Genomic DNA, 13,269 nt, shown 5'->3' on the forward strand with positions numbered 1-13,269 from the left:
CTCTTCAATGGTGCGCACGCCTGCCATGCCGTTGCCAACCATCACCAGTCTGGATTTCTTCACCGCAATTCTCCTGAAAGTTGGCCAGTGAACCGCAAGCCTCATGCCAACTGGCGCGTGCGCACCGCCTTGGGAACCTCTGAAAACCGTGTTTTGGAGGCAGAATCGGCCTCCAGCCCATGTATTACGCGCCCATGCAGCTATTAAATTGATAGTAAAAATGATGTTGAAATGCCGGCCGCACCAAAACGCCACCGCGCCCATCCGCCGCCGGGCGGTGCAAGGCCGTTCGGGCTGGGGTGCACCATCTTGGGCACTGTTCTTGCAAGTCTGGTGCAGGAGGCAGGCGCATGAGTTTTGAAATCGACATCGGGTTTACCTCGCTGGCGGGCCGCAAGGACAGCAATGAAGACTTCTGCGCGGCCATGCTGCCAGAGCCGGGGCAGGAGGCCATGGGCTCCATCGTGGCGATTGCCGACGGCGTCAGCACCGGCGGCATGGGCAAGGAGGCGGCGCAAACCACAGTCACCAGTTTGGTGCGTGATTACTACGGCACGCCCGAAACCTGGGACACCACGGTGGCGCTGGACCGCATCATTGGTGCACAAAACGCCTGGCTGGCCAGCATCAACCGGCGCCGCCAGCCCGCGCTGGGCCTGACCACGCTGACGGCCGTGGTGCTGCGCGGCCAGTCGTATGCGCTGGCGCATGTGGGCGACACCCGCGCCTACCTGCTGCGCGCCGGTGTGCTGACGCAGCTGACCCATGACCATGCGGTCGATCACCCCGACTTCAGGCATCAGTTGCTGCGCGTGGTGGGGGCTGAAGACCGGCTGGTGGTGGACTATTCGCAGGGCGACCTGCAGCTGGGCGACGTGTTTGTGCTGCTCAGCGATGGCGTGCACGGCGCGCTGCGCGACCCCAAAATCAGCGCGCTGGTGGCGGCCACGGCCGATGCGCAGGCGGCCAGCCAGCAACTGGTGGACGCCGCGCTGGCCGCCGGCAGCAACGACAACGCCACCGCCATGGTGGTGCGGGTGCTGGGGCTGCTTGACGCCAGCCTGCACGACGAAAACCGCCAGGCCATGGCGCTGCCGGTGCCCGCGCGCCTCAAACTCGGCGACACGCTGGACGGCTTGACGGTAACCGGCACCGTGGCCGACAACGGCATCAACATTCTTTACCAGCTCAGGGAGCCCGAAAGCCAAAAGCTCTATGCCCTCAAAACCCTGAGCCCGGCCCGCGCCCACGACCCCGAGGAGCGCGCCATGCTGGCGCACGAAGCCTGGCTGGCCAAACGCATGCAGGCCTCGCGCGCGGCCGACTTTCTGGTGCATCTGCATGACGGCCCGCCCCACGGCCGGGCGCCGACGGCGTTTTACCTGCTGTACGACTGGCACAGCGGCGAAACCCTGCAGCAGCAGTTTGACCGGCAGCGCCAGCTCAGCCTGCCGCAGGTGCTGGGCGCCGCCACGCAGATGGCCAGGGCGCTGGGCCTGCTGCACCGCCAGGGCGTGATTCACCGCGACATCAAGCCGGCCAACCTGCACCAGGGCGAAGACGGCGTGCTGCGCCTGCTCGACCTGGGCGTGGCGCTGTCGGGCCGCGAACCCGAGTCGCAGCGCGCGCTGCATGCCGGCACGCCGAGCTACATCAACCCCGAGCAATGGGGTTTTAGCGGCGCCGCCGGCGTGCGCGCGCATGAAGGCCCGGTCGAGCTGCCCGATGCGCAGAGCGATCTGTTTGCGCTCGGCGTCACGCTGTACCAGCTGCTGACCGGCAAGCTGCCCTACGGCGAGGTGCTGCCCTACCAGTCCGGCCGCTACTGGCGCGACCCGGCAGCGCCCAGCCGCCTGCGACCCGAGGTGCCGATCTGGCTGGACCATGTGCTGCTCAAGGCCGTGGCGCGCAACAAGCGTCAGCGCTTTGAAACCGCCGAGGAACTGCTGCTGGCGCTGGAACGCGGCGCCTCCCGACCGCTGACCGCGCCCCCCGCCACACCGCTGCTGCGCCGCGACCCGACCGCCTTCTGGAAGCTGGCGCTGGGCATCAGCCTGCTGTTTAACCTGCTGCTGGTGTACTGGCTGCTGTTTTTGCCGAAGTAGGGCGGGATTAGGAGATAAAAAAGCCTCCAGCCCAATATTCATGGGTGCTAGCAGCTATCAATTCGATAGCTATGAACGCACTGGCTTGCAGGCTTTTTTGACGCACGGAGCGCGCATTGAACCGGCCGAAGCGCTCGGTGGCGTGATGCGGGTTCCGCGAATGACCGCCATGCAAGCGTTTGCGGGTACTGGCCACCCAAGGGTGGCGGTGCAACTGGAGCTTGTCTGACAGTGGCGCAGTCTCTTGGACCACGCGAACGGCGTGGTGTGGGATTTACAACGGTGTTGCAGCGAACGTCCTGCTCGTCTACGCGTTAACTTTCCCAAGGAGCGCACATGAACTCATCCACCACTCAGCCGACAGGCGTAAAACCTGTTGACCCAGACCTTGCCGAGCAGGCAGTTCCTGGACATGGTGTTCCGTCCCAAGATCCGAACGCTGCAGCTCAGGTAGGCCTCAATCCCGAGGAGGCCGAACGGGAGTCGAAGTCCGTTCTGATCGGCGGCGGCGTCGTGGCAGGTTCGGCTGCAGGTGCAGCCGTTGGTGCTGCGGTTGCAGGTCCGGTTGGTGTATTGGTAGGCGGCGCGCTTGGGGCTGTTGCCGGCGCGATCGGCGGCGGCGCTGCCGGCGAGCTGGTAAAGCCAGAAAGCACGACCCGTGCTGACGACGCGCCAAAGGATGCCTGAGACAATATTTTTTGTTGCGCTGCCGCCCTGGTCGCGGCGGTGACCACCGGATGCGCCATGACGGTGCAGACCACGCAGACCGCGCCGCTGGACTTGACGCCAAGGCTGCTCACTGGGATCCGCAAACGCCACGACCCTTGCCCCTTCCGTCAAAACCGATCGCCCCACCGCGGCGGAAATGGCGGAGGCGGATGTTCTCATTGCGCCGACAGTCAGCGTCCCCAGCATGTCAGCCAAGGATTCGCAGGAACGCGTGATCCAGGCCGGCTACGAGGCCGCGCGCGCCGCCCTGCAGCGCTGGCGGGGTAAACATGGCTCCAGCCCAATATAGACGGGCGAAGGCAGCTATGTATTTAACAGCGACCGGCATACCGGGCTGGCCCGCGGCAGGTTGAACACCGCGTTGCACGCAGCGGGTAAACCCGGAGCATACTTCGCCCATGCCTGCGCTGTTGTTGCACTTGCTGAAAAAACCGGCCCTGACCGGTGCGGTCGCGCCTTCATCCCGCCACTTGGCGCTGGCCATGGTCCGGGCCACCGGCGAGGTGCGCCATGTGGTGGAGCTGGGCGCTGGCACCGGCCCGGTCACGCGCGAACTGCGCAGCCGGCTGCCGCACGCCTCGCTGGTCGCCGTCGAACTGCAGCCGGTTCTGGCCCGGCAGCTCAGAATCCGGTTTCTGGGGCTGGACGTGCGCCAGGACCTGGCCCACGAGGTGCTTGATGGCCTGGTCTACCCTGACCCGGCGGCGGTGGTGTCCAGCCTTCCCTTTCGCTCGCTGCCGCAGGACCTGCGCGAGGTCACGATGGCCAGCATAGAGCGCTTTCTGCGCCGGGTGCCGGGTTCAAGACTGGTGCAGTTCACCTACCAGCCGCGCGCGCCGTTTGAGGCTTCGGCGGGCTTTCAGTGGCACAAGAGCTGTTCGGTGTGGCGCAATGCCCCGCCGGCGGGGGTGTGGGTGCTGCAGACCTTGTCTGCACATTGAATGGCTGCCGCCACTGGCTCGGTCGCCTTGACCGTCGCCCACGGCCAGTCTGCCTTGAAAATTGGATGCAATTTTTGCCAAAATAGTGACTAAACAGGGCGCCAGCCCACGTCATACGGGCGTAAGCAGCTATGAACTTAATAGCAAGCAATGCCGGCGTCCAAAGTAGCCCGAAAGCTGCAAAATCTGCACAATCAAGCCGTGCATGCTTGAGCGTGCGCAACCAGATGCACAGTTTGAGTAAGCCGCCGTGGAGGTGACCGCCATGCTGAAAGACCGCGCCGAAACCGGCCAGTTGCAAGCGCTGCTGACGCAAATTGGCGCCGGGCTGGATGACTACCTGAAGTTTGAGCACCCCGACGCACTGCACCCCGGCAGCCAGTGGCGCCAGTACCTCGATATTCCCTTGCCGCGCCAGGGCGTCGGCATCGCCCAGGTGACGCAGGAACTGGTCAGCCACGTCATTCCCAACGGCTCGGCCGTGCCCAAGCCGGGCTTTACCTCGTTCATCACCACCGGCGCGACAAGCGCGGCTGCGCTGGCCTCAACAGCGGCCAGCATTGCGGCACCGCAGCGTTATGGCCACACCGCCTTTAATTTTCTGGAGGAGTTGTCGCTGCAGTGGCTGGCCTCGATGTGCGGCATCGCGCCGCTGCAGGGGGTTTACAGCAGCGGTGGCTCGGTGGCCAATTTGCTGGCGCTGGGCGCGGCCCGGCAGTTTGCCTTTGAGCAAGCCGGCCACGACGCCGCCGCCCACGGCGTTGACCGGCCCGTCAGCCTGTACGCCAGTGCGCAGGCCCACCACACGATTCAACGTTCGGCCGCCGTGCTGGGCCTGGGCCGCCGCTCGGTACGCGCGATTGACTGCGACGACCAGGGCCGGGCGCACGCGGATGCGCTGCTGGAAGCGGTTTTGCGGATTGGGAAGGAGATGGAAGAGGAAATGGGCAAGGCGTCCGACCGCAGATGAAAAATCGAAGGGCGGGGCAGTTGTTGGCGCCTTCGTTGCAGGGTGGGCAAGCCCTTCAGGGGGCATTTTTCGGTCTTTTAGAAACCCACCCAGATTGGGATATTCAATCCACACGATTGAGTTGACAATCGCTACGCAAGCGGACCAAATCATTCATACCTACTCCAGGGTTTGGCGCCATTTTTAGTCGAGCCTGCTATTCAAGTAGGGTCTCGAATGACCGGTTTTGTGGTTGAACTTGCCAATAGGGGCCGCAAGTCGCTGCGGTCAATATTGAGTTAGCCCATTTGAGCGACTACCGTTCCGATGACATCAACTCAATAAAGGAGAAATCCCATGAAGTACATGATCAGCTGGTTTGAACGTCAGCAAGGATCGCCTATGGAGTACGAAAATGCCCAGAAGCGGATACTTGAGGTGTTCACTCGATGGACGGCGCCGGCAAATTTCAAGATCGAGTTGTTCGTAGTGCGAGTGGGCGAGTGGGGTGGACATATGCTGGTGGACTGCGACGATCCGGTGGCCGTTCACAAGGCTTGCTCGACCTTCCCTGCCTTCGAATTCCAGGCGCGACCTGTGATTCCCGTTGAGGAAGCGGTCCGGGTCGAACTTGAAGCTATTGCCTGGCGCGATGGACTGAAAAGCAAGTGACCTCCGAAAGGATCACTTTGCATTCGCCTCGGAGCCACACCGTAAAGTGTGGTCTTGGCTCAGCGGCGGGGCAGGGCGCGTTGCCTGCCGCGCGGGCTTACTTCTTGGCGCGAATTTTCACCAGCTCGTTCTGCGTGGCGGTCCACAGGTCCATGCCGACGTTGGCGCCGATGGAGGCGTAGACGCGGGTCAGCTGGTCGCGCATGCGGGTGGCTTCCGCGGGCGACAGTTCATTGACTTTCATGCCCTTGCCCTTGAGGTCGGCCACGGCCTTGCCGGCTTCTTCGCGGGTGTCCTTGCGTTCGAACTCGCGGCTGGTTTTGGCGGCGTCCATCAGCACCTTTTGCTCGTCTTTCGACAGCTGGTCCCACCACTTCTTGCTGACCAGCACAATCCACGGGCTGTAGACGTGGTTGGTCACCGTCAGGTACTTTTGCACCTCATAAAATTTGCTTGAGAGGATGGTGTTGAACGGGTTTTCCTGGCCGTCCACGGTGTTGGTTTCGAGGGCGCTGAAGAGCTCGGAAAACGCCATCGGCACGGCATTGCTGCCCAGGGTCTTGAAGCTGTCCAGGTAGACATTGTTTTGCATCACGCGCAGCTTGATGCCGGCCAGGTCTTCCATCCTGGTGATGGGGCGCTTGCTGTTGGTCAGGTTGCGAAAACCGTTTTCCCAATAGACCAGGCCGACCAGGCCTTTTTCCTGCAGCTTGTCCTTGATCTTCTCGCCGATCGGGCCGTCGAGCAGGGTGTCGGCTTCCTTGGCGTTGCTGATCAGGAAGGGCGTGTCCCACAGCGCCATCTCCTTGGTGATGCCGACCAGGGTGGCGGTGGAGCCGACCATCATCTCCTGCGCGCCGCCAATCAGGGCCTGCTGCATTTGGGTGTCGGGGCCGAGGGCGGCGGCGCCAATGGCGCGCACCTTCATTTTGCCGCCCGAGGCTTTTTCAACGGCATCGGCAAACACCTTGGCGGCGCGGCCCTGGTTGCTGGCCTCGTTGAGGCCGTAGCCGAAGCGGATCAGGCGCGGCTTGATGTCTTGCGAGAAGGCGGCAAACGAGGCCGTGAGCGAAGCCGCGACGGTGGCGGCAATGAGGGTTCGACGAAGGAAAGTCATGAAAGTCTCCTGGGGTGATGAAACGGGTGAAGGAAAGAAAAGAAAAGAAAAAAAAGAAAAGAGGAGGGACGGCAATGGGCCGGTTCAGCGCATCCACGCCACCGGGGCAATGACGATTTGCGGAAAGACGACAAACAGCGCGAGGATCAATATATAGGTAATCAGGAAGGGGTTGACGCCCTGGATTACCCGGTGCAGCGGCAGGCGGCCAACGCCGGCCACCACGTTCAGCACGGTGCCGACCGGCGGCGTGATCAGGCCAATCGCACCGTTGAGGATGAACATCAGGCCAAAGTAGACCGGGTCGATGCCGGCCTTGACGGCGATGGGCAGCATCACCGGCGCAAAGATCAGAATCGTCGGCGTCAGGTCGAGCGCGGTGCCCACGATCACCAGCACCACCATCATCACCGCCATCAGCAGCTTGGGGTGTTCGATCAGCGGGCCCAGCCAGCCGGTCAGCACGCCGGGCAGATCGGCCAGCGTGATCATGTAGCTGGCCACCTGGGCGCCGGCGCACAGAAACATCACGATGGCGGTGGTCTTGGCGGCGCGCACCAGCACGCCCTCGATCTCGGCCAGCTTCATTTCGCGGTGCACCAGCAGGGCCACGATCAGGGCGTAAAAGGCGGCCACCACCGCCGCTTCGGTCGGCGTGAAGATGCCGGTTTTCATGCCGCCAATGATGATCAGCGGCATCAACAGCGCCCAGAAGGCCTTGACGGTGGCGCGCAGCCGCTCTTTCATCGGCAGCGGCTGGCCCGAGGGCAGGTCGATCTTGCGCAGCACCAGCTTCCAGGCCACGATCAGGCCCACGCCCATGATCAGGCCCGGCACGATGCCGGACAGGAACAGCGCCGAGATCGAGGTGTTGGTGGTCACGCCGTAAATCACGAACGGCATCGACGGCGGAATGATGGGCGCGATGATGCCGCCCGAGGCAATCAGCCCGGCCGAGGTGTGCATGGGGTAGCCCTGCAGCCGCATCATGGGCAGCAGGATGGTGGCCAGCGCGGCGGTGTCGGCCAGGGCCGAGCCGCTCATGCTGGCCATCATGACGGCGGCGCCAATCGCCACAAAACCCAGGCCGCCGCGGATATGGCCGACCCAGGCCTGCGCCATGTCAATGATGCGCCGGCTGATGCCACCGGTGTTCATCAGCTCGCCGGCCAGAATGAAAAACGGCACCGCCAGCAGCGGAAAGCTGTCAACCCCGGCCACCAGATTCTGGGCCAGCAGCTGGGTGTCCCAAAAGCCCAGCACCCAGGCCATGCCGGCGCCCGTCAGCACCAGCGCCAGCGCCATGTTCATGCCGATGCCCATCAGGCCCAGCATGCCCCCGGTAAATACGATAAAGGCCAAACCTTCGTTGCTCATGCTGCGTTACTCCACTTCGGCGCCGTGGTCCAGGTCCAGCGGCGTTCGTTTGATCAATTGCAGCAAGGCCATCACTCCGATGGCCAGGGTGCACAAAAAGGCGGGCAGGGGCAGCAGGGCGGTGGGGTAGCCGAGCACCACCGAATGGCTGTCCAGGCCCACCACCACTTGCAGCCAGGCGCCCCAGGCAATCAGGGCGCAGCCGCCGATGACCAGCAGCCGGATGACGGCCGTGGCCAGCGCCATGGCCAGCGGCCGGTCGCGCAGCGCCCCCACCAGGCTGGTAAAGGCCATGTGTTCGCCGGCCGGGTAGGCGGCGGTGGCGCCAATAAACACCATCCAGACGAACAGCAGGCGCGACAGCTCTTCGCTGGCGGCCACGCCGCTGCCAAAACCGTAGCGCAGCACGACGTTGACAAACACCGCCACGGCCATCACGCCGAGGCAGGCGGCCATCAGGCCATGGGTCAGGCGCTGCAGGCCGGACTCGCGGGTTGGGTTGGGTGTCATGCGGGCTCCTTGGTGTGCAACCAGGCGCTGACCTGGGCCTGAAGCTGGGCAATCGGGAGCAGCGCATCGACGCGCAGCACACCCGGCTCGCCGCTGGGCGGCTCCAGCGTTTCAAACTGGCTGTCAACCAGGCTGGTGGAAAAAAAGTGTTCGGGCGCGCGGGCCGTGACGCGGGCCTGCGCCTGCTCGCGGCTGATGTCCAGAAACACAAACAGCAGGCCAGTGCTGGCCGCGCGCAGGCGCTCGCGGTAAATGCGCTTGAGCGCCGAGCAGGTCAGCACCAGGCCTTGTGGGTGGGCGCGCAGTTGCTGGCCGAGCTGGTCCAGCCAGCCGTCGCGGTCGGCGTCGGTCAGGGCAATGCCGCGGCTCATCTTGGCCCGGCTGGCCGCGCTGTGGTGGTCGTCGCCTTCCACCAGCGGCAGGCCCTGGGCGCTGGCCACCGCCAGGCCCAGGCTGGACTTGCCGCAACCGGCCACGCCCATGATCACAATTGAAGGGTTCATTGTTTGGATAGCGCTATCTTAAAAAGTCTGGAAAACCCGGTGCAAAAGGCGGAAGACTGTGCCACCATCAATAAATCACCGGAAAAATTGGGAATATTCTATGCTTTGCTTTGGGATAGCGCTATCCTATGAGAATATTTGAATTCGCCACTACGGAGTTACCCTAATCACCATGAAACTGCCCGCCGTCCGACCGCGCGCCACCGGGCGCGTCACCCTTGCCGATGTCGCGCAGGCCGCCGGGGTCAGCCCGATCACCGTGTCGCGCGCGCTGCGCGGCGAGCGGGCGGTGGACCCGGAGCTGGTGCTGCGGGTGCAAGCGGCTGCGGCCAAGCTCGGTTATGTGCCGGATCCGGCGGCGCGCGCGCTGGCCTCGCGCCACAGCGCGCATGTGGCGGTGCTGATTCCCATGCTGTCCAACGCCCTGTTTGTGGATTTGCTGGAAGCGGTGCAATCCACCTTGCGGCCGGCCGGTTACCAGACGCTGATTGGCATTACCCATTACAACGCCAGCGAAGAAGAGCAGTTGCTGCGCGAGCAACTGCAGCACCGCCCGGCGGGTTTGCTGATGACCGGGCTGGAGCGCACCGAGGCGGCGCGCAAGCTGATGGCCCAGAGCGGCGTGCCCTGTGTTCACCTGATGGAAGCGTCGGGTCTGGAAGGCATTTACAGCGTCGGTTTTTCGCAGGTGGACGCGGGCGCCGCGCTGACCCGGCATCTGCTGGCGCGCGGGCGCCGCCGCATCGCCTTTGCCGCGGCCCAGCTCGATCCGCGCACCATGCAGCGGCTGGAGGGCTGGCGCCGTGAGCTCGGTGCGGCCGGCCTTTACGAGCCGACGCTGGAGTGGCTGAACCCGGCGCCTTCATCGCTGGCGCTGGGCGGACGCATGTTTGAGCAGATCATGGGCCAGAAACCCGCCGTCGATGCGGTGTTCTTTTGCAATGACGACCTGGCCCAGGGCGCCCTGCTGTCGGCCTTGCGCCTGGGGGTTGATGTGCCGGGGCAGGTTGCCGTGGCGGGCTTTAACGACCTGACCGGCAGCGACCAGATGCTGCCGTCGCTGACCACCGTGCGCACCCCGCGCGCCGAAATCGGCCACGCCGCCGCGCGCATGCTGCTGGCGCTGATGAATGGCGAGGAGGTGGCGACGCCTTGCGTCGATGTGGGTTACGAAATCGTGGTGCGGGAAAGTACCTGAGCGTTGAGGTCGCTCACGCGGTACGCGCCCGGCCACCTTTCTCCGCCCAGGTCCGCGTCCAGCGAATCTGCATCACCCGCAGCATCACCAGCATGATCAGCGCGAGCACGGCAAAGAACACAAAGCCCCACAGGTAGCTGCCCGCGTACTGTTTCGACAGCCCCATGGTGCTGGGCACCAGGCCGCCGCCGAGCGCGCCTATCTCGCCAATCATCGAACCCGCCACCGCCGTGGCCAGCGGCCAGCGCAGCGGCACGAGTTGAAACAACGCGCCGTTGCCGGCGCCAAGCGCGGCAAAGCACAGCATCACCAGCAGCGTGGTGGCCACCAGTGAGCCGCCAGAAATGCCGCACAGCACCAGCGTGGCGGCAATGGTGATCAGCACCACGCTGAGGGTGTTGACACCGCCCCAGCGGTCCGAGATCCAGCCGCCAAAAATGCGCAGGGCCGCGCCCATGAAGGCCGCCAGCATGGTGAGCTGGCCGGCCTGCACCTTGCTGACGGAAAACTGGTCGTAGTAATAAGTCGGCAAAAAAGTCGCCAGGCCGATGAAACCGCCAAAGGTCACGGCGTAGATCAGGCTGAAGGCCCAGCCGTCTTTTTCATACAGGCAGGCAATGTGTTCCTTGAAGCTGGCGTGCTTGTCGAGGTCGTCGGGTTCCTTGGCAAAGACGATCATCACGATCATCGGCACGCTGATGGCCGCTGCCGCCAGGCCGTACACCGTGACCCAGCCGAAAGCCTGGGCCAGCGGCGGCGCGACCAGCACCGACACCGCCGTGCCGACGTTGCCGGCGCCCACCAGCCCCATGGCCAGGCCCTTGTGGCGCGGCGGGAACGAGCCCGAGCCGAGCGACAGCGCCACGCCAAAGCTGGCGCCGGCAATGCCCAGCAGCACGCCCATGGCCAGCAGGTCGTTAAAACTTTTGACGAAGAAAAAGCCGAACAGCATGGCCACGGCGATCATGCCCATCTCTACCAGCGTAGCATTCTTGCGGCCTATGTACTGCGACAGCAGGCCCAGCGGAAAACGCATCAGCGCGCCGGCAATGATGGGGATGGACAGCATCAGGCCTTTTTGCGCCGGGCTGAGGTTAAAGGTTTCCGAGATGAAGGGCGCCATGGCGCCGTTGAGCACCCAGATACAGCAGGAAAACGAAAAATACAGAAACGCGGCAAACAGCGTGGGCGAATGACCACTCTTTAAAAACGTGCGAAATCCGGACATGAGCTACCTTGGTGAATGAGTCACCGAGTAGTGCGAGAACCATGCCAGCACTGCGGGGCGCTGCACGGGCCAAAGCGGTGCATGGCAGGCGCCGCTACGGTGCATGGGCGGCGGGCGCCGCGCGCCTTGGCGCTGTAGTCTGGTGCGTCAGGCGGGGCTTGGCTTGTTCTGGCTGCCCACAGCGCTGCTAGCTGACCGGCCTTGAGCTCAACCGCGCGCGCGGCCATGGTGCGCGCATCGAGTTCGTCGTGGGTCACCCGCACCGCGGCAATGCCCGCGTCCGCAATGCGCTGGCTGAACTCCTTGCGCAGGCTGCTGCGCAGATGCGCGCCGAGCGCTGAAAACGGCGCGTCCAGCAGCAGCCGGGCCCGCGCGATCAGCGCGCGGGCCAGCGCCACGCGGCGCTGTTGCCCATCACGCCATCAGGCCGTCAGTTTCTCGACATGCGCCTGGCGCGTATACAGAAAGTCGATCACGGCCTTGCGGTAATGCAGGTACTGCGTGCTCTCCGCCAGTTCGACGCGGCTGCGTGGGCGCGGCAGCTCAATGCTGAGCACTTCGCCAATGGTGGCCGACGGGCCATTGGTCATCATCACGATGCGGTCGCTCAGCAACACCGCCTCGTCGACATCGTGCGTCACCATCACCACCGTGCTCTGGGTGTTGGCCACAATCTGCAGCAGCTCGTCCTGCAGCTTGGCGCGGGTCAGGGCATCGAGCGCGCCAAACGGTTCATCGAGCAGCAGCACCTTGGGCTCCATGGACAGCGCCCGGGCAATGCCGACACGCTGCTTCATGCCGCCCGAGATTTCGCCGGGGCGTTTTTGGCTGGCTGCACTCAAGCCGACCATGGCCAGCACCGCATCGACTCTGGCCTTCAGCTGGGCCTTGCTTTCGGTGGCGGCAAACACGCGCTCCACCGCCAGGTAGACGTTTTCAAAGCAGGTGAGCCAGGGCAGCAGCGAGTGGTTTTGAAACACCACGGCGCGCTCCGGGCCGGGCCCGGCGATCTCGCGGTTGGCGCACAGCAGGGTGCCTTGCGTGGGTGTGGTCAGGCCGGCCATCAGGTTCAGCAGGGTCGACTTGCCGCAGCCGGAGTGGCCAATCAGCGCGACGAACTCGCCCTTGGCGACCGTCAGGTTGACGTTTTGCAGCGCGCAGAACGGACCTTTTTGGGTCTTGAAGGTTTGTGCTACGCCCTGGATTTCGATGTACTTGGTGGTCAGTGATGCATTCATGATTTCACCTCTTCAAACGTAAAAGCGGTAGCCAGTTTGATCAGCGCGTATTCCAGCACGAGGCCGACGATGCCGATGACGAAAATGGCGATGATGATGTTCTTGACGTTGAGGTTGTTCCACTCGTCCCAGACCCAGAAGCCGATGCCGACGCCGCCGGTCAGCATTTCAGCGGCCACGATCACCAGCCAGGCGGTACCGACGGCCAGGCGCACGCCGGTCAGCATGTAGGGCAGCACGGCGGGGAACAGGATCTTGGTGAGAATCTTCCATTCGGACAGGTTGAGCACCTTGGCCACGTTCATGTAGTCGCTGGGCACGCGCTGCACGCCGACCGCGGTGTTGATGACCATGGGCCAGATCGAGCAGATGAAGATGGTCCAGATGGCGGCAGGGTTGGCGCCCTTGAACACCAGCAGGCCGATCGGCAGCCAGGCCAGCGGCGACACCGGGCGCAGCAGGCTGATCAGCGGGTTGAACATGCGCGAGAGGAACTCGAATCGCCCAATCGCGAAACCCGCAGGAATGCCCACCAGCGCCGCGAGGCCAAAGCCCAGCGCCACCCGCTGCAATGAACTCAGTACGTTCCAGCCCACGCCCTGGTCATTCGGCCCCTTGTTGTAGAAAGGATCGCTGAACACGGTGACCGCCTGCCTGAACGTCTCTAGCGGCGAGGGAAAGCCCGAGGTACTGCGGATCGAG

The 13,269-nt window shown here is 64.0% G+C and carries 14 protein-coding genes; 6 read left to right on the forward strand and 8 right to left on the reverse strand.

Annotated features, from left to right (window positions below; all coding sequences use genetic code 11):
- Window positions 1–350: 350 nt before the first annotated feature.
- From RMO23_RS12755 to RMO23_RS12775, 5 genes are all read left to right on the forward strand, one after another.
- Window positions 351–2,105: a bifunctional protein-serine/threonine kinase/phosphatase gene (locus RMO23_RS12755; protein WP_309682039.1), complete on the forward strand. Its 1,755-nt coding sequence runs from the start codon at window positions 351–353 to the stop codon at window positions 2,103–2,105.
- 336 nt (window positions 2,106–2,441) lie between these two features.
- Window positions 2,442–2,792: a hypothetical protein gene (locus RMO23_RS12760; RefSeq protein ID WP_309682041.1), complete on the forward strand. Its 351-nt coding sequence runs from the start codon at window positions 2,442–2,444 to the stop codon at window positions 2,790–2,792.
- 440 nt (window positions 2,793–3,232) lie between these two features.
- Window positions 3,233–3,775, forward strand: a complete 543-nt coding sequence (locus RMO23_RS12765; protein ID WP_309682043.1) for a hypothetical protein — start codon at window positions 3,233–3,235, stop codon at window positions 3,773–3,775.
- Window positions 3,776–4,040: 265 nt separating this feature from the next.
- Complete coding sequence (locus RMO23_RS12770; protein WP_309682044.1) at window positions 4,041–4,745, forward strand: pyridoxal-dependent decarboxylase; 705 nt, start codon at window positions 4,041–4,043, stop codon at window positions 4,743–4,745.
- 336 nt (window positions 4,746–5,081) lie between these two features.
- The gene (locus RMO23_RS12775; RefSeq protein WP_309682046.1) at window positions 5,082–5,396 is read left to right on the forward strand and encodes a DUF3303 family protein; all 315 of its coding nucleotides are present in this window, start codon (window positions 5,082–5,084) and stop codon (window positions 5,394–5,396) included.
- A gap of 97 nt (window positions 5,397–5,493) precedes the next feature.
- On the opposite strand, the gene RMO23_RS12780 is transcribed toward RMO23_RS12775, so the two are convergent.
- The 4 genes from RMO23_RS12780 to RMO23_RS12795 all read right to left on the reverse strand — a co-directional run bounded on the left by RMO23_RS12780 (window position 5,494) and on the right by RMO23_RS12795 (window position 8,903).
- The gene (locus tag RMO23_RS12780) at window positions 5,494–6,513 is read right to left on the reverse strand and encodes a TRAP transporter substrate-binding protein (RefSeq protein WP_309682047.1); all 1,020 of its coding nucleotides are present in this window, start codon (window positions 6,511–6,513) and stop codon (window positions 5,494–5,496) included.
- Between the two features lie 84 nt (window positions 6,514–6,597).
- On the reverse strand, window positions 6,598–7,890 hold the full coding sequence (locus tag RMO23_RS12785; RefSeq protein ID WP_309682049.1) for a TRAP transporter large permease subunit: 1,293 nt from the start codon (window positions 7,888–7,890) through the stop codon (window positions 6,598–6,600).
- 6 nt (window positions 7,891–7,896) lie between these two features.
- The gene (locus tag RMO23_RS12790; RefSeq protein WP_309682051.1) at window positions 7,897–8,400 is read right to left on the reverse strand and encodes a TRAP transporter small permease subunit; all 504 of its coding nucleotides are present in this window, start codon (window positions 8,398–8,400) and stop codon (window positions 7,897–7,899) included.
- Window positions 8,397–8,903 carry a gluconokinase gene (locus RMO23_RS12795; RefSeq protein WP_309682054.1) on the reverse strand — a complete coding sequence of 169 codons (507 nt, stop codon included), beginning with the start codon at window positions 8,901–8,903 and terminating at the stop codon, window positions 8,397–8,399. Before RMO23_RS12795 ends, RMO23_RS12790 begins: the two co-directional genes overlap by 4 nt.
- A gap of 172 nt (window positions 8,904–9,075) precedes the next feature.
- Between RMO23_RS12795 and RMO23_RS12800 the strand changes: the two genes are divergently transcribed.
- Window positions 9,076–10,101, forward strand: a complete 1,026-nt coding sequence (locus RMO23_RS12800) for a LacI family DNA-binding transcriptional regulator (RefSeq protein WP_309682056.1) — start codon at window positions 9,076–9,078, stop codon at window positions 10,099–10,101.
- Window positions 10,102–10,114: 13 nt separating this feature from the next.
- Here the strand turns inward: RMO23_RS12800 and RMO23_RS12805 are convergent, their stop codons facing one another.
- The 4 genes from RMO23_RS12805 to ntrB are packed head-to-tail and all read right to left on the reverse strand — an operon-like array spanning window position 10,115 to window position 13,265.
- The gene (locus RMO23_RS12805) at window positions 10,115–11,329 is read right to left on the reverse strand and encodes an MFS transporter (protein WP_309682058.1); all 1,215 of its coding nucleotides are present in this window, start codon (window positions 11,327–11,329) and stop codon (window positions 10,115–10,117) included.
- A 20-nt stretch (window positions 11,330–11,349) separates the two neighbouring features.
- Window positions 11,350–11,727, reverse strand: coding sequence for a hypothetical protein (locus tag RMO23_RS12810; RefSeq protein ID WP_309682061.1), 378 nt, complete (start codon window positions 11,725–11,727; stop codon window positions 11,350–11,352).
- 24 nt (window positions 11,728–11,751) lie between these two features.
- On the reverse strand, window positions 11,752–12,567 hold the full coding sequence (locus tag RMO23_RS12815) for an ABC transporter ATP-binding protein (RefSeq protein ID WP_309682062.1): 816 nt from the start codon (window positions 12,565–12,567) through the stop codon (window positions 11,752–11,754).
- On the reverse strand, window positions 12,564–13,265 hold the full coding sequence (gene ntrB, locus RMO23_RS12820; protein ID WP_309682064.1) for a nitrate ABC transporter permease: 702 nt from the start codon (window positions 13,263–13,265) through the stop codon (window positions 12,564–12,566). Before ntrB ends, RMO23_RS12815 begins: the two co-directional genes overlap by 4 nt.
- Window positions 13,266–13,269: the final 4 nt, after the last annotated feature.

Source organism: Polaromonas sp. (assembly GCF_031411155.1).
GTDB lineage: Bacteria > Pseudomonadota > Gammaproteobacteria > Burkholderiales > Burkholderiaceae_C > Polaromonas.